The following is a 16,607-nucleotide window of genomic DNA, read 5'->3' as shown; positions in this document are numbered from 1 at the left end:
CCGGCGCTGTTTCCGCCGCCCCCGCAGCACCCGCCCTTCAACACCGCACTCTCCGCCATCCCCCTCGTCGGCCCTGCGCCCTCCCGCGCCGCGCCGCCCAGCGCCGCACCCTCCAGCGTTGGGGTTTCGGGGTCAGCGCACGGCGGGGGGCGGGCCCAGGTGGTCGAAGATCTGCAGGGGTTCGCCGTCCAGGGTCCGGGCGGGGAAGGTCAGCGGGGCCCGGCAGGCGGTCAGCGCGTGGCGGGCCGCTTCCGCCGTCGCCGGGCGGTCCTCGGGGGCGGGCGCGCACAGGTGCTCGACCACCTCCCACAGGAGCGGGGGCACCCACGGGGGCCGGGGGCCGAGCCGCTGGCGGGGCTCGGGCAGGTCCGCACCGGTCAGCATCCGCCAGGTCACCATGCCCGCCGCGTACAGGTCCTGCGCCGGGCTGGGCCGGGCCCAGTCCAGGACCTCGGGGGCCATGTAGCCCGGGGTGCCGACCACGAAGCCCGTCGTGGTCAGCCGCATGCCGTCCGCGCCGAGGGCGATGCCGAAGTCGCCGAGGCGGGTGTGCGGGGCGCCCACCGGGCTCGGTTCCAGCAGGACGTTGGCCGGTTTCACGTCCCGGTGCACCACGCCCGCGGCGTGGATGTGGCTCAGCGCCGTCAACATCTGGTCCAGGACCTCGGCCGCGTACTCGGGCGGCAGCCTGCCGTAGTCGCCGAGGAGGGTCTCCAGTGAGCCGCCGCGCATCAGGTCCATGGCCAGCAGCACGTCGTCGTCCGCGGGATACCAGGCGTAGGGGGTCAGCACGTGCGGGTGCGCCAGCCGGATCGCGCGTTCCCGGACCACCCGCAGGACGGCGGTCGTGTCGCGCTGCCGGACGAGCTTGGCCGCGCAGTACCGGCCCGCCAGCCGGTCGTGGGCGCGCCACACCCGGCTGGTCCCGCCCGCACCGATCCGGTCGAGCATGGTGAACCGCCCGCCGATCTCCCACCCCGCGTACACGAATCAGATCGTACGGAATCCCCCGGTGCGGGACGATTCATCGCACCGCTTCCCCGAAGGAGAGAGATGCGCAAGGCACTGTCGCTCGCCGGCGCCCTGCTCATGGCGCTGTCCCTCGTCCTCGTCCCGCGCGCGGCCGCCGCCGACCAGCTCGCCCCGGTGATGCTGGTGCTGGACGCGTCCGGCTCCATGCAGGCCAAGGTCCCCGGCGGCACCCGCATGGACGCCGCGCGCCGCGCGGTGCGGTCGCTGGTGGAGAGCGTGCCGCCGGACGCGCGGATGGGGCTGACCGTCTACGGCACCGGCACCGGTTCGTCCGGCGCCGAGAAGGCCGCCGGGTGCAAGGACATCAAGGTCGTGCAGCCGGTCGGCCCGCTGGACAGGAACGCGCTCGTCCAGGCCGCCGAGAAGGCCGCGCCCCGCGGTTACACGCCCATCGGGCAGTCCCTGCGCACGGCCGCCGCCGCGCTGCCCGGACAGGGGCCGCGCTCGATCGTCCTGGTCTCCGACGGCGAGGACACCTGCGCCCCGCCCGAACCCTGCCAGGTCGCCAGGGAACTGGCAGGGCAGGGCGTCGATCTGCGCGTCCACACCATCGGCTACCAGGTCACCGGCAAGGCCAAGGAGCAGCTCACCTGCGTCGCCCAGGCGACGGGCGGCACCTACACCGACGTCCCGGACGCCTCCGGGCTCGGCAACGCGCTCCACCGCGTGACCGCCTCGGCCCTGCGCAACTACCAACCCGCGGGCAAGCCGGTGACCGGCACATCCACTCCGCAGGGCGCCCCGGTGCTCGCCACCGGCGGCTACCTGGACACCCTCGGCTTCAACCGCAAGCGCCACTACTCGGCCGAGGTCCCGCAGGGCAACACCGTCTATGTGGCCGCCACCGCCGCTTTCCCGCGCGGCGGCGAACGCCAGATCGCGGGTCTCAACGTCGCCGTCTACGGGCCTGGCAACGTGGACTGCCACTACTTCGAGAACCAGGTCACCTCCGGGGGCAGGGAAGGGGAGTCCGTCAGCGCCGTCCTGGCCTGGGACACCACCAAGCCCTCCGCTCCGGACGCCTGCAAGGCACCCGGCCGCTACACCTTCGCGGTCTACTTCACCAGCGCCCAGGACACCGGCCCCGACTCCCCCGACCGTGTCCCGCTGGAGCTCCAGATCGGCCTCGAACCCCCGGTCACCGGGGACAAGGGGCCAGCGCCCGCGTCCGCTCCCGTGTCCCTCACCACGCAGTCCGGCTCGGGCGTCCCCGTCAGCGGCGGCGGCTCGTTCGGCAACGCCGCCACCCTGCCGGGCAGCGGCCGCTACGCGGAGCAGCTCCGCTTCGGCGAGATCGTCCACTACCGGGTCCGTCTCGGCTGGGGGCAGGGGCTGGCCTACCGCGTCAACTACCCGGCGCGCGACCTGTTCGGCGCGGCCAACATCACCTCCACCCTCTTCTCTCCCGCACGGCAGCGGGCGGGCTGGTCCACCAACGCCTACAGCGGCACCGCCACCTCCCTGCCCGGCGACGGCAGGTCCTTCGCCACGCTGCCGGTCCGCTACCGCAACCGCGAGGCCGCCACCAAGGAGCAGAACGCGCAGAGCACGGCGGGCTGGTACTACATCTCCGTCAAGCTCGGCGTGGCCTCCTCCCTCCGGCAGAGCGACGACCTCACCACCCCGCTCCTGGTGACGCTCGACCTGACGGTGACCGGCACGCCCGAGAAGGGCCCCCAGTACGCCAACGCCGCCGCTGGTCAGGACCTCTTCGGCGCGGCCACGCCGGCGACGTCCGCGCCGGCCGCCAGGAAGGACGCCGGCGACAAGGACTCCGGCGGCGACGCCGTCCCGCTGTGGTTGCTGGGCGCCGCCGGTGCCGCGCTGCTGGGCGTGGTGGCCGTGGTCCTGTTCCTCCTCCGGCGCCGTCGCCCGTCCACGCGCCGCCCGCCCCAGGAAGGTCCCTATAACCACTTCTGACCCGTTTGAGGCTTTTGGGAACATAGGGTCCCTGACGCGCGTCCAAGGGAGGAGCCGAGTGCGCCTCCCGGACGTCTCGCGCGTCCCGACAACCCCTTAACCTTCCTAAGCCGACAAACCGCCTGCCCGCGCAGGGCCTTGCCCGAGACAGGACCGGATGAGCGACAACGACCCCCGCCGCGAGGACCTCGCGGGGGACGACAACGCCGCCACGAACGCCCCCGGCGTCCCCGACCCGGCCGCTCCCACCAAGAGCGACGCCGGGAACGGACGTCCCTCGGCCGACGAGAAAGCGAACCAGGCCGACGCCCCCTCCCAGGACGCGGAAACCGCAACACCGGGAACGGGCGAAGGCGAGGCGTCGGGGACAGACGGTGTCGGAACGCCGGGAACGGGCGAGGGCGAGAGCGTCCCGCCCGGACGCAAGCGTTCGCGGCGGCGGAAGATCCTGCGGCGCACGGCGCTGGGAACGGCTCTGCTCCTACTGGCCGCCGGTGGCGGCGCCGGGTGGCTCTACTACGACCTGCGCAGCGGCATCGAGCAGAAGAGCGTCGCCTCCGCCCTCGGAACCGACCGGCCCAAGAAGCTCAACAAGTCGCTCAACATCCTGCTGCTCGGCTCCGACACCCGCGACGGCGACAACGCCCGCTACGGCGCGGCCGCGGGCATGACCGGCGCGCGCTCGGACACCGCCATCCTGCTCCACCTGTCGCCCAACCGGGACCAGGCCGTCGGGATCAGCTTCCCGCGCGACTCGATGGTGCGGATCCCCGACTGCAAGAAGGAGAAGGGCGGCACCGTCCCCGGCCAGTTCGGCATGCTCAACGCCGCGTTCGCCTTCGCCGGGCCCACCTGCACCTGGAAGACGCTGGAGACCCTGACCGGCATCCACATCGACCACTTCGTGCAGATCGACTTCACCGGCTTCAAGCGCATGGTGGACGCCCTGGACGGCGTGGAGATCTGCGTCGACAAGCCCGTCAGCGACCCGCGCGCCGAGCTGTTCCTCAAAGCGGGCAAGCAGACGGTGAAGGGCGAGCAGGCCCTCGGCTACGTGCGCGCCCGCTACTCGCTCGGCGACGGCGGCGACCTCGGCCGCATCGAGCGGCAGCAGAAGTTCATGGCCTCGGTCGTCGCCAAGGCCACCAGCGGCGAGGTCCTCAGCGACCCGGCCAAGACCTACAAGTTCCTCAAGGCCGCCACCAAGTCGGTGACCACCGACGACGAGCTCGACCTCGCGGCCATGCGGAAGCTGGCCGAGGGCGTCAAGGACATGAGCGCCGGGCAGGTCCGCTTCGTGACCGTCCCGGTCGAGGAGTACGCGCCCGACCACAACCGCGTCCAGTGGAACGACGAGCTGGCCAGACCGCTGTTCGAGGCCGTCAAGCACGACAACGACCTGCCCGCCCCGCAACCGGCCAAGGCGGGCCCCAGGCCGCCCGCCCCCAAGGACATCAAGGTCACCGTGGTGGACGCCGGCGGCAAGGACGAGCTGGTCGAGCGGATCGCCCACCAGCTCCGGCAGCGCGGTTTCGACGTCACGCGCGAGAAGGCCGCCGACGGCGCCGACAGCCGCATCGTCCACGCCCCGTCCGCCGAGGCGAAGGCGGCCGTGCTCGCGCAGACCGTGCCGAACGCGCTGCTCACCCCCGACACCGCCGCGCCCGGCGACCGCGTCAAGCTGGTCATCGGCACCAAGGGCGTGCGGCTGGCCCCGCCGCCCCTCAAGATCAAGGGCGGCGTCAAGCCCGGCCAGAACCTCTGCAGGTAGCGCGGCCCCGGCCGTCCCCGCTCAGAAGACCCGCCGCAACGCGCCGACGACCGAGGAGTAGGAGTCCGTCCAGACGGGACCGCGCGCGCTCTGCGTCTCCCAGCGCCGCCCCGCCGAGGTCAGCGGCCGCAGGTCCGCCTCCGAGCGGGCCACCACGCTCCAGGCCGAGGGCGCCGACACCCGGCCGGGCGGGGTCCCGTCCCGCCCCATCGCCGCGACCAGCCCGGCGGCGCGGGCGGTCGAGGCCAGGACCGGGCGCAGGTCCAGGTTCCGGTTGCTGATGTTGAAGACGAGGACACCGCCGGGCGCCAGCTTGCTCGCGTACAACGTCAACGCCTCGCGGGTGAGCAGGTGCGTCGGGATCGCGTCGGAGCTGAACGCGTCCAGCACGATGATCCCGTAGCTCCCGTCCGGGACCTCGGCCAGCCGGAGCCGCCCGTCCCCGGTGCGGGTCCGCACCTCGCAGGCGCAGTCGCGCAGGTAGGTGAAGTGGGAGCGGGCGATGCGCACGACCTCGGGGTCGATCTCGTAGAAGTCCATCCGCTGTCCCGGACGGCCGTAGGCGGCGACCGTGCCGGTCCCCAGCCCGACGACCGCCGTCCGGCCCGCCGCCGGAGTCGGGCCGTAGGCGGTGAAGACGTCCCCCAGCGGCCCGGTCCTGGCGTAGTAGGACGTCGGAAGCCCGCGCTCGTCGGGCCTGGTCAGCTGCCAGCCGTGCAGCGTGGTCCCGTGCAGGAAGCGGCGCTGGTCGTCCTGCTGCTCGACCCGGTAGCTGCCGAAGAACGTCCGCTCCTGGACGAGGGAGGACCCCGTCTGGAGGAAGAACATCGCCACCACGCCCAGCACGGCCGAGACGACGGTGAAGCGCGGCTGCCGCCACAACACGCGGACGGCGCAGGCCACCAGCGCGAACAGGCCGAGCAGCAACAACCAGTCGCTGTGCAGCCGCGAGCCGCCCAGGACCGCCAGGGGCGGCACCAGGAAGGGCAGGAGCCGGACCACCCGCCGCCAGACCGGAGGCTCCCCCTCCCGCGCACCGTCCGCGTCCCCGGAGCGGGCGATCACCAGGGCGAGTCCCGCCAGGCCCGCGATGGCCAGGGGGAACTCCGCGCCCCAGTTGAAGAGCAGGGGCGCGAGCAGCCCGTTGAACGACCCGCCGAGCGCGCCGCCGAGCGACACGTACAGGAAGAACTCGGTGAGGTGCCGCGAGCCGGGACGGTCTTCCGCCAGCAGCCCGTGGCAGGCCAGCCCCGCCAGCACCACCCACAGCAGGTCCACGGGCAGCATGAGGACGCCCAGATAGGACGAGAACAGCAGCAGGGTCCAGGACAGGACCGCAGAGGAGGCCGCAAGCGCCCAGGCGGTGGTTCCCAGCCACGGACGCCGCCGCACGCCGAACGCGACGATGAACGTCACCAGGTACAACGCCAGCGGGACCACCCACATCAGCGGCACCGGCGCGATGTCGGTGGAGATGTGCGTGGTCGCGCCCAGCATCAGCGACGACGGCAGCGCGGCCAGCAGGACCCACTTGACGCGCCGCCGCCACCCGATCGGCTCGGCGCTCTCCTCCTCGGCCTCGGCTCCGGCCTCCGTCCCGGCCACCGCCTCGCCCGCCGTCCCGGTCTCGGTCCTCGTCTCGGCCACCGTCCCGGTCTCGGCCCTCGTCTCGGCCCCGCCCTCGGCTTCCGGTGCCCGAGGCCCCGGAGAACCACCCCGGCTCCGCACGACCACGAGCGCGCACACCGCCATCAGGACGACGAAGACCGCGTAACCCACGGCCCACCCCCGCCTCTGCGCGGCCAGCCCGACGAGCGGTTCGATCACGAACGGGTAGGACAGCAGCGCGAGCAGGCTCCCCACGTTCCCCGCCGCGTACAGGAAGTAGGGGTCCTCCGCGCGCGGCAGGCCCGACCACGAGTACCAGCGCTGGACCAGCGGCCCGGTCGCCGACAGCGCCGCGAACGGCGCGCCCACCATGACGGTGAGCACCAGCAGCAACCACGGCGCGACCCACCAGGAGTCCGGGGCCTTGGCCCAGGCGGGCAGCGCGACCGGCAGCAGGAACAGCGGCAGCACGATCAGCACGACGTGGACGGCGGGCTGGCGGCGGCGCCCGAAACGCTGGGACCAGTGCGCGTAGGCGTAACCGATCAGCATCATGAGCTGGAAGAACAGCACCGAGGTGTTCCACACCATCGGGGAGCCGCCATAGGCGGGCAGCAGCAGCTTGGCCACCATCGGCTCGACCGCGAAGATCAGGCTCGCGCCGACCAGGCTCGTCAGCACGAAGAGCCCGACGACCGCCGCCGGCGGCCGGCGCCGCCCGCCGGGTCCGGTCACCGGCGGCGCGACCGCCTCGGCGGCGAGGTCCAACGTCATCACTCCTCAGGGCGGGGGGACGGGAGTGGTCATCCGGCGATGCCGGGCGCCAGCAGCACCGCGGCCAGCGTCCCAACGATCATGTAGGGGCCGAACGGGAAGTCGCCCTTGCGGGTCCGGCGGACGATCATGATGCCGATGGCCGCGAACCCGCCGGCGAAGTAGCTCAGCAGCAGTCCCATGACCCAGGTCTCGGTCCCGAACCAGCCGAGGTACAACCCGAGCGCCCCCGACAGCTTGACGTCGCCGAGGCCGAGCCCGCTCGGCACCAGGAACACCTGGACGACGTACAGCAGGAACAGCGCGACCATGCCGACCAGCGCGTGCCCGAAGCGGGTGAGGCCGTTCTCGGTGAACGGCGCCGCCGCCCCCAGCAGCACCAGCCCGATCCCGTAGGACGTCAGGGTGAACCGGTCGGGCAGCCGCTTGACCCGGACGTCGATGTAGCAGAGCAGCACGCCGACGGCGACCAGGTAGAGCAGCGCGACCGTGACCGGCTGCCAGCCGGCCCGCCAGCCGAACAGGCCGAACCCGCCGGCCGTCAGCGCCGCCACCACGATCCGGTGCGACCGCGGCACGTCCTCGACGTAGGGCCGGGCCAGCGGCGCGAGCAGCAACCCGGCGACCGCACCCAGCAGGACCGCCAGCAGTGTGATCATCGCTCAGGCCGCCCCGTCCTCACCCTGTCCGGGCACTCGGCGACGCCGGTGCCAGCGGATATCCAATCGTCTGGACGGCTCCCGCGCATGAGCCTCAGGGCCCAACACCGCCGCCGCGCGCCCCGCACGGGCCGCCGGAACAAGTTTGGGCCCCGGATTCGGGCCCCGAGGCCCATCCCAAAAATCGACTCTTTCGGTGGGATGTCAGGGTCGCCCACACATGCCCCGTGGGCGATGCCTCCATCCCGTCGCGGTCTCGTGCGCGCGGAGCAGAGCGTCATCGGGAGTCACGCTTGGCCGGACTGTCTTATTTCCCCACGGAGTCGAACGAACCCCCGCAACCGGCGGTCATCGCCCGGGTGCTGCTGTGGTTCATCGGCGGCTCGACGCTGGTGGGGTCCCTGTCGTGGTTCCTCGACGGGACCGACGCCAGGGCGTTCGGCGCGGCCCTGGCGGTCGCGGCTCCCGGCGTGGCGGCGGTCGTCCTGCTGCGCCGCTACCGGACGGGCCGCCGCCGCACCTGGATCGCGCTGACGGTCCTGGCCGCCCTGTACGTGTTGTGGCAGGTCAGCCGCATCCTGGACGGCAACTTCTTCGGCCTGATCGGTCTGCCGGTCACCGTCGTGGCGCTGGTGGGGCTCGTGCATCCCGCCACCCGCGCGTTCTTCCAGCGCGAGCCCGGCGAGGAGCCGCCGCCGGAACCGGCGCGCGGCGACCGGGGCGTCAGCGCCCTCCAGTACGGGGCGCTGCTCACCGTCGTCGCGGTGACCATCGGCGCCCTGCTCGTGGTGGTGCCGAACGAGTTCACGCCCTCCCTCAAGAACGTCCTCTGTCAGGTCTTCGACCGCGACAAGTGCGGCACCCCCACGGCGAGCGAGCCGAAGGGCCCCGCCCCGAACGCCACGCCCGGCACCGGCGGGCCCAACGGCACCACCGGTACCAACGGGAACCAGCCGCCCCAGCAGCAGCCTCCGCCCAAGCCCAAGGAGGAGAAGAAGGACTGCGACTGGAGGTGCAAGCTCAAGGGCGGGCTGTCGTCGGCGGGCAACTTCGTCAAGGACACCGCCGTCGGCGTCTACGAGGGCGGCAAGGACCTCGTCGTCGGCACCTGGGACAGCATCACCGGGGCCACCTGCATGGCGACCGGCGTCGGGTGCTCCGAGGAGGAGCGCCAGAAGATGATCGACGGCCTGGTCGACCAGTGGAACGCCTTCAAGGACAACCCGTTCGAGTACACCAAGGAGATCGCCGAGGCGGCGATCGCCAACTGCAAGAACGCGGTGACGGGCGAGGGCGGCGGCGAGGCGTTCGGCCGCTGCCTGGTGGACGTCGCGGGCGTCATCGTCGCCAAGAAGCTCCCGCCGGGCGTCAAGCTGCCCGGCACCAAGCACCCCGGCGGCAAGAACGACAAGGGCGGCGACCACGACGCCGGCGGCAGACCCGACCCGCGCAACGACAAGGACAACGACGGCAAGCCCGACTGCGTCCTCACGGCCCTCGGCCCGCCCGGCGGCATGCCCGGCGGCGGGACGGTCGCGTTCGGCCGGATGGGCGCCCAGGTGCCGATCGGCCGGTTGCTGGCGGCCCCCTGTCCCATCAAGGACAACGCCGACAAGGCCGACGACGCGTCCAAGCGCGCCAAGGACGCCGCGGGCCGGGGCAACATCACCGAAGCCGAGAAGGCGTTCCGCGAGGCGGACAAGGCGTACCAGGACGCGCTGGACGCCGCCCGCAAGGCCGGCGACAAGGACCCCGACAACAACCCCGAGGTCAAGCGGGCCAAGCAGGCCAGGGACGAGGCCGACAAGGCGCTGCGCGACGCCGCCAAGACGAAGATCGACGGGCTCCGGCACGACGGCACCGACCGGCCGCGCGCGCACGGCGTCGAGCGGCACCTCGACCCGACCGACGACCGGCTGAAGATGCGGCTGGGCGACCCGATCTACGACGACCCGCCGAACAACACGCGGGGCAAGCCCCTCCAGGGCGGCCCCAACTCCGGGTACGTCAAGAACCAGCCGGGCACCAAGGTCGACCCGGCGCGCTCGAACCCCTACAACCCCGACGGCAGCAAGAACACCAGCGACGCCTACAACACCGACAGCCAGGGGAACCCGTCCCCGCACCAGGCAGGGCCGTTCTCCACGGCGTTCGGCGACCCGGTGGACATGGCCATCGCGGACGAGCTCGCCCGCACCCGGCTGAAGACGATGACGCCGGGCAGCAACGGCCAGTACCCCGAGATCAAGATCTCCATCAACGATCTGCCGCCGGACGCCGCCAAGCGCATGCGGGGCTACTACCGGCAGGTCAACGACCCGAACAACCCCAAGGCGATCAACTTCGACAATGCCGAGATCGTCTGCCGGTACAGCGTCGACGCCAGCGGCAAGCCGTACATGGCGACCATGTACCCCGAGCCGGACAAGAGCAAGAACCCGCCGTGACAGGCTCCGGAGGGTGACCGGGGACGCGGCGCGGCGGCGCGCCGCGTCCCCGGTCCATGATGTTCCCGGCCCCGACGTTCCCGGCAAGGAGACCCCCTCAGTGATCACCCCGCGGTTGTTGTCCGAGCACCGCACCGGCGATGCCGCCCTGCTGAGCCGCGGCCGCGCCGCGCTCGACTTCTCGGCGTCCGTGCCCCGGCTCCTGGTGCGGGCCGACGAGGAGCTGCGCGTCCACGACCTGCCCGCCGAGGGCGGTCCGGTCCCGCCTCCGGTGGCGGTCTTCGCCGGGGCCGGGACCATGCCGTTCGCGAGTCCGGTGGCCCACGACCTGTCGCACGCCGTCCTGTACGGGACCGGCGCCTACCGGATCGTCGACCGGTCGGGGGCCCTCGTCCGGGAGCTGCCGATGGCCGAGCACGGCGGCACGCCGGTGACCTCGGCGGTGTGGAGCCGGTCCGCGCGGGGTGAACCGCAGGTGTGGCTCGCCGTCCCGCTCGACCCTTCGCTCGACCGCACGGTCTCCCCCGACCAGGGCGTCTGCCTGCTCCGCCTCGACGCGCAGGGCCGCCCGCTCGACCGGTTCGCCGTGCCGCTGGGGGACGGCAACCCCGGCGTCGCCCCGATCATCGGCGACGACGGACGCCTCGTGGCGGTCTCGGCCCTGGGCTCCCTCCAGCCGGTCACCTACCTGGCCGCCGACGAGCACCGGCTCACCCCGCTCCCCGGACACCACCGGAGCCCCGAGCACAAGCCGGTGCGCTCGCGGTTCGTCACCGTAGGCAAGGACGACGGCTCCGCCGACTTCGACCTGCGCGTGCACGACGCGACGACGGGCGCCGCCGAGACCGTCGTGACCCTGGCCGACCTCCTGGACTCCGAGCCCGACACCGACGGCCTCCACCTGGCCCCCTACATCTCCTGGTCCACCGGCGGCCGGTTGGACGACGACTCGCTCGTCGTCGTGGTGGAGGACGGCGACGAGGACGACTGGGCCGCGCCCGACGCGCTCCCCTACAGCCACTGGCTGGTGACCGGCGGCCAGAGCCGGGGACGCATCGTCTACCCGGCGCCGCACTCCGCCTCGCATCCGGGCAGCGCCCGCCTGCCCGGCGACGGGACCTGGTTCACCGCCGACCAGCAGGCGCTGTACCGGTGGAGCCGGTGAGCAGACCGGGTCTGAGCTGGTCGGAATTCTGGGCCTGCGGGCCCTTGGGCGCTTCGATCCCGTCTCTTATCGTTTCTGCCCATGCGCGCAGTACTGAGCGGTTGGTTCGCGGCCGGCCTGGTCGCGGCCCTCGCCCTCCTCGCCCGTGCGGCCCTGGCCCCCGACCACCAGTCCGGTCCGGTCGACGAGTACGCCCGCGTGCTCCCCGTGCACTTCCCCTGGCTGATGTTCAGCGTCGTCATGGGCTTCACCGTGGCCTCGTCGATGCGCGAGCGCTGGGGAGTCCCGGCCCAGTTCCTGGCGGCGCTGCTGGTACCGGCGGCGGCCGCGGTGGCGGGGATGGCGCTGAACGTCGCCGCGCCGCTCACCGACCTGACGCTGGTGCTCCAGTTCATCGAGGGGCTGCTGGGAACGGCCGTCGGCCTCGTCGTGGCCAACGTGCTCGGCAACGTGACCAAGGCGCGGCAACCGCTCCCGTCCGGCCAGCTGTGGCGGGACAGCGGCGGCCTGTCGGACCCGCACGGCGTCCTGGAGACGCCGCCCCCGCACCAGGGCGCCTACCCGCCGCGTTCCTGACAAGTGACCCGATTTGGGTCCACGGGCCCTGTCGGACACGGCGCGGTTCCTCTACGGTTCTCCCGGACCTGTCTTGATCATTCATGGGGTGCGCGGTGCTGCGTCGGATCAGGTTTAGTGGCAAACACGGAGGCGACGCGGGAATCGCGACCTCCACGCTGGTGATGGCCATGGCGCTGCTCCTGGCGTTGAGCTTCCTGCTCGTGGGGAGGATCGCGCAGGCCAGCGACATGTTCACCCGGGCGCAGACCGGCGCCGACGCCGCCGCGCTCGGCACGTTGTCCCCGCTGCGCGACAAGGCCCTCGAACTGCTCCTGGACCCCGTCTACCCGAAGGACCCCAAGGGCACCGGGTACTGGCTCGTCGGCGACCCCGAGGTCTCCGCCGCCAAGTTCGCCAAGGAGAACACCACCGAGCTGGTCGGCAAGGTGCATCTCAGCGGCGCCATGGGGGAGACCGCCAAGGTCACCGTCCGGACCAAGGAGTGCCAGCTCAAGCGGGACGAGGAGCTGACCGCCCAGGACCGGGACGACCTGCGCAAGCGCAAGAACCTGTGCACGGACAACCAGGGCAAGGAGGGCATCGGCCGCTACGGCACCGCCACCGCCATCGCGCGGATGACCGTCCCGGACTGCGTATTCAAGTACCGCCCGTACATCCCTGCACCGGTACCGGGTGGCGGCTCCCCGCCCCTGCCCGGAGACCCCGGCGGCCAACTGGAGTCGGTGACCTGCGGCGGCGTGCAGGCGTACCCCAAGGTGCCGGGCAACTTCCGGAAACTCCAGGCGCAGTTCAAGATCCGACTGGTGGACAAGGAAAGCCCGATCGACTACACCGGCGAGCCCGCCAACGGCATCGCGGGCGGCGGCGGTGTCGTGGTCGACCACTGCGCCAAGGACGGCTCCAAGCCGCCGGAGGACCTCTCCTTCGGCGCCGCCGTGGTCGCCTGGGCGCTGTGCTGGCGCGGCACGCCGTACTCGTGGGGCGGCGGCAACTACAGCGGCCCGACGCTCGGCATCTGCTGCTCTCCCGGCGGTCACGACGCCCGTGGAACTCTCGGCTTCGACTGCAGCGGCCTGACCCTGTACGCCGTCTTCCAGGCCTCACGCGGCCGTATCGCGCTCGGCCACTACACCGGGAACCAGGTCAACGACCCCAGAGGCCGCCCTGTGCCCGTCAACCAGCTGCAAGCCGGCGACATCATCTTCTTCGGATCCATGCCAACACATCACGTCGCCATCTACTACGGCGACGGGAAGATGGTCGAAGCACCACAGACCGGCGACGTCGTCAAGATCTCACCGCTGCGGAACGTCAGCTACGCCCGCCGCTTCGGCTGATCCGAACATCCCCTGACGGCCCGGTCGCCACGCGCGGCCGAGCCGTCGGCGTTCCGCCCGACCGGAGTCAGCGCGCCGCGCCCCACCGGTCCAGGCACCGGGGCTGCGGGTCGGCGTCGACGGCGCGGTAGAGCTGGAACTTGGCCTGCCACCACGGCACCGGGCGGGACAGCAGCGGGTCGTCGCCGATCCTCGTGTCGTGCACGGCCCCGTCCCGCTCGTAGCGCAGCCGGACGTCGGGATGCCGCTCCGCGTACGCACGAAGCGACAGCACGGTGAGGCGGTAACGGTCGGTGGCGTACTCGCGCAGTTCGGGATCGCTGGAGTCGAGGACGGTCACCAGACGCCGCTGCTCGTCCGACAGCGGCAGGGTCCGGCCGATCAGCCAGTGGTTGCTGCGCCCGCCGACGGTGACGAGATTGCTGTACATGTTCCAGCCGAAGCCGGTCTTCAGCTCCAGGTAGGGCGTGAGGCCGTTCAGCGCGGCGACGAGCGGCACGACGAGCAGCCAGCGGGACGCGCCCACCGCCCCGAAGCGCCGCGGCTCCGGCCTTCCCCGCAGGTAGGCGATCACCGCGAACAGCAGCACCGCCGCGTACATCACCCAGACCGCCAGGGCGAACAGGCCGAGGACCGCCAACCCCAGGTGCTTGGCGTGGGGCAGGACCCACATGCCGACGCTCAACGCGGCCGAGCCGAGCAGCGGGAGCCGCGGGGAGTAGCTCAGCCGCTGCGCATGGCCGCGCAGCCATGTGGCGTACGAGGTGGGCAGGAACAGCAGGAACAGGGCGAGCAGCGCCGAGGAGAAGTCGAAGAAGAAGTGCTTGACGTCCAGCGCGACCAGCGTGTGGAACAGCAGCGCGAGCAGCACTCCGGCGTGCCGGGTGCGGCGGAACGCCAGCAGGAGCGGGATCGTGCACTCGACGGCGACCGTGCCCACCACCATCGTCCACGCGACCGGTCCCGTTCCGGGCGGCCCCGGCAGCCCCCAGCCGGTGAACAGTTCGTCGCCGAAGAACGTCGCGCAGCTCCGGCCCGGCTCCAGGAAGCCCTGGTTGAGCTTGCTGAACGCGGCGAATCCGTAGGCCACCAGCAGCACGCTCTTGGCCACCGGCAGGAACCGGCGGGTCAGCTCGTCCGGATCCACTCCTCCGGTCGCGACGCGCGCGGCGACCGCGCTGAGCAGCAGTCCCGCCGCGACGAGCGCCACCAGCAGCCAGTGGTTGCCGAGGAAGGGCAGCTCGACCAGGAGCGAGACCACCTGGAGACCGGCGAGGACGAGCAGGGCCCGCACCGAGCCGGGACGGACCAGGACCGCCAGCGCTCCCAGGGCGAGCGCGGCGTGCACCGCGCCCGCCCAGGAAGGGTCGTGCAGCAGCGCGGCCGAGCGCGGGTTGCTCCAGACGTGGAACAGGGTCGTCATCGCCCAGGTGATCGCGAACAGCCGCAGGACGTCGGGGGCGGCCGTCCGGTCACGCGACCGATCCGGGCGGGAAACGGTGAGACCAGGCACAAGGGGCGAAGCTAGCGAGCGCGCTCCCCCGCTGACCAGGGCCCGAGGTCCTCATTGCCGGTGCTGATGCCGGTGCCGGTCCCGGCCCGCCTTGCTGCGGCCGGGACACGATCGCTAGGTTCTCGGTCATGACTTCGGTCAACGCTGGACCCGCCGGCCGGTCCGGGGAGCACGTCGGCCCCTACCGGCTGGTCCGCGTCCTCGGCGTGGGCGGGATGGGCACCGTCCATCTCGCGGAAGCGCCCGGCGGCGGGCGGGTGGCCGTCAAGGTGCTGCGCCCGGAGGTGACGGGCAGCGCCGAGTCCCGCGAGCGGTTCCGGCGCGAGGTGGCCGCCGCCCGGCAGGTCCGGCCGTTCTGCACCGCGCCGGTGCTGGACGCCGACCTGGACGCCGATCCCCCGTACGTGGTCACCGAGTACGTCCCCGGCCCGACGCTGGAGGACGTCATCATGGCGCGCGGGCCGCTGCGCGGGGGCGACCTCCAGGGGCTGGCGGCGGGGGTGGCGACCGCGCTGACCGCCATCCACAGCGCGGGCGTGGTCCACCGCGACCTGAAGCCCGCCAACATCCTGCTGTCGGCGTTCGGGCCCCGGGTCATCGACTTCGGCATCGCCCGCACGCTGGGCGTCGACTCCCCGCTGACCAGGGACAACCTGACCATGGGCACCCCGTCGTTCATGGCGCCCGAGGGGCTGGTCGGCGAACCGATCACCGTGGCGGCGGACGTGTTCGCCTGGGGGTGCGTGGTCGCCTACGCCGGGACGGGACGGCTGCCCTTCGGCGGGAAGAACAACCGGGAGATCCTCTACAACACGGTGCACGGCGAGCCCCAGCTCGACGGCCTGGACCCGGCCCTGTCGGAGCTGGTGACGCGGGCGCTGTCCAAGGAACCGGCCGACCGCCCCAGCGCCGTCGAGCTGCTGACCGAACTCACCGGCCTGCGCGACCCCGGCCAGGTCGCCCAGCGGCTCCAGCACGAACCTCCCGCCCCCGCGCCCGTGCCCGCCCCGGCACGTCCCACCACCCCGGCTCCCGGACCGCACGGCCCGCCTCGGGACGGACGCACCCGGCTCGCGCGCAAGCTTCCCGGACGCCGACGCCGCGTCTGGCTGTGGAGTGGAGCGGGTGCGGCGCTCCTGGCGGTGGCGGCCGCCGCGACGGTGGCGCTGTGGCCCTCGTCCTCCACCTCCGCCGCCACCCTGACGAAGGGTCCCCTCCTGCTGAGCCAGGACTACGCCGCACCGGGCGGCGGATGGCCCTCCGGGCTCGGCGTCGGGTTCGAGCGCGTCCAAGCCGACGGCGTCTACCGGCTCAGGACGTTCTATCCGCAGGCCTTGAACTCCACCCCGGCACCGCTGTCGGGCCCGCAGCGCGCCCTCGTCCTCAGCGTCAAGGCGCGCGTGACCACCGGCGACCCGGCGGACGAGGCCGGGCTGTACTGCAAGGACGGCGACCAGGCGCAGTACGAGGTGCTGCTGTCCCGCACGGGCTCGGTGCGGATCCGCAAGGGCACCGCGACCGCCTCCACCGAGAAGGCCAAGTCCAAGGCTCCGGTGGCGGCGCCGGGCGCGGCCGTCGAGTTGCAGGCCGTCTGCGACGTCACCGGGGACGGGGTGCGCATCCAGGCGTGGGCGAAGGACAAGCTGGTGGCAGAGGCGACCGACGCGTCGCGCCCGGCCGGCGGGTGGACGGCGGGCCTCGTCCAGGGACGCGAGAACCGCCGGGTCGGCGATCCCGACACCTGGGCGGAGTTCGACGACTTCGCCGCCTATGGCAAGTGACCTCTACGGGTTCCGCCCGCA

The 16,607-nt window shown here is 72.6% G+C and carries 11 protein-coding genes; 7 read left to right on the top strand and 4 right to left on the bottom strand.

Annotated features, from left to right (window positions below; translation table 11 throughout):
* Window positions 1-132: 132 nt before the first annotated feature.
* Window positions 133-987, bottom strand: coding sequence for a serine/threonine-protein kinase (locus AH6_RS09715; protein ID WP_067477031.1), 855 nt, complete (start codon window positions 985-987; stop codon window positions 133-135).
* A gap of 66 nt (window positions 988-1,053) precedes the next feature.
* Between AH6_RS09715 and AH6_RS09710 the strand changes: the two genes are divergently transcribed.
* Together AH6_RS09710 and AH6_RS09705 are read left to right on the top strand one after the other, a co-directional pair.
* The gene (locus AH6_RS09710; RefSeq protein ID WP_083982510.1) at window positions 1,054-2,952 is read left to right on the top strand and encodes a vWA domain-containing protein; all 1,899 of its coding nucleotides are present in this window, start codon (window positions 1,054-1,056) and stop codon (window positions 2,950-2,952) included.
* A gap of 157 nt (window positions 2,953-3,109) precedes the next feature.
* Window positions 3,110-4,723, top strand: a complete 1,614-nt coding sequence (locus AH6_RS09705; RefSeq protein WP_067477029.1) for an LCP family protein — start codon at window positions 3,110-3,112, stop codon at window positions 4,721-4,723.
* Window positions 4,724-4,744: 21 nt separating this feature from the next.
* Here the strand turns inward: AH6_RS09705 and AH6_RS09700 are convergent, their stop codons facing one another.
* A complete protein-coding gene (locus AH6_RS09700; protein ID WP_067477026.1) occupies window positions 4,745-7,105 on the bottom strand; it encodes a fused MFS/spermidine synthase in 2,361 nt (786 codons plus the stop codon).
* 29 nt (window positions 7,106-7,134) lie between these two features.
* Complete coding sequence (locus AH6_RS09695; RefSeq protein WP_067477023.1) at window positions 7,135-7,764, bottom strand: prepilin peptidase; 630 nt, start codon at window positions 7,762-7,764, stop codon at window positions 7,135-7,137.
* Between the two features lie 293 nt (window positions 7,765-8,057).
* Here AH6_RS09695 and AH6_RS09690 point away from each other — a divergent pair, with 293 nt between their 5' ends.
* From AH6_RS09690 to AH6_RS09675, 4 genes are all read left to right on the top strand, one after another.
* A complete protein-coding gene (locus AH6_RS09690; RefSeq protein WP_157431376.1) occupies window positions 8,058-10,211 on the top strand; it encodes a hypothetical protein in 2,154 nt (717 codons plus the stop codon).
* Between the two features lie 13 nt (window positions 10,212-10,224).
* Window positions 10,225-11,376 carry a hypothetical protein gene (locus AH6_RS09685; protein WP_157431375.1) on the top strand — a complete coding sequence of 384 codons (1,152 nt, stop codon included), beginning with the start codon at window positions 10,225-10,227 and terminating at the stop codon, window positions 11,374-11,376.
* A gap of 81 nt (window positions 11,377-11,457) precedes the next feature.
* A complete protein-coding gene (locus AH6_RS09680; protein ID WP_067477014.1) occupies window positions 11,458-11,952 on the top strand; it encodes a hypothetical protein in 495 nt (164 codons plus the stop codon).
* 170 nt (window positions 11,953-12,122) lie between these two features.
* Complete coding sequence (locus AH6_RS09675) at window positions 12,123-13,292, top strand: C40 family peptidase (RefSeq protein ID WP_218005763.1); 1,170 nt, start codon at window positions 12,123-12,125, stop codon at window positions 13,290-13,292.
* 67 nt (window positions 13,293-13,359) lie between these two features.
* On the opposite strand, the gene AH6_RS09670 is transcribed toward AH6_RS09675, so the two are convergent.
* A complete protein-coding gene (locus tag AH6_RS09670; RefSeq protein WP_157431374.1) occupies window positions 13,360-14,715 on the bottom strand; it encodes a hypothetical protein in 1,356 nt (451 codons plus the stop codon).
* Between the two features lie 218 nt (window positions 14,716-14,933).
* Between AH6_RS09670 and AH6_RS09665 the strand changes: the two genes are divergently transcribed.
* On the top strand, window positions 14,934-16,586 hold the full coding sequence (locus AH6_RS09665) for a serine/threonine-protein kinase (protein WP_067477005.1): 1,653 nt from the start codon (window positions 14,934-14,936) through the stop codon (window positions 16,584-16,586).
* Window positions 16,587-16,607 lie beyond the last annotated feature (21 nt).

The sequence above is a fragment of the Actinomadura hibisca NBRC 15177 genome, assembly GCF_001552635.1.
Lineage (GTDB): Bacteria > Actinomycetota > Actinomycetes > Streptosporangiales > Streptosporangiaceae > Spirillospora > Spirillospora hibisca.
This window is presented reverse-complemented; position numbering and strand designations above follow the sequence as displayed.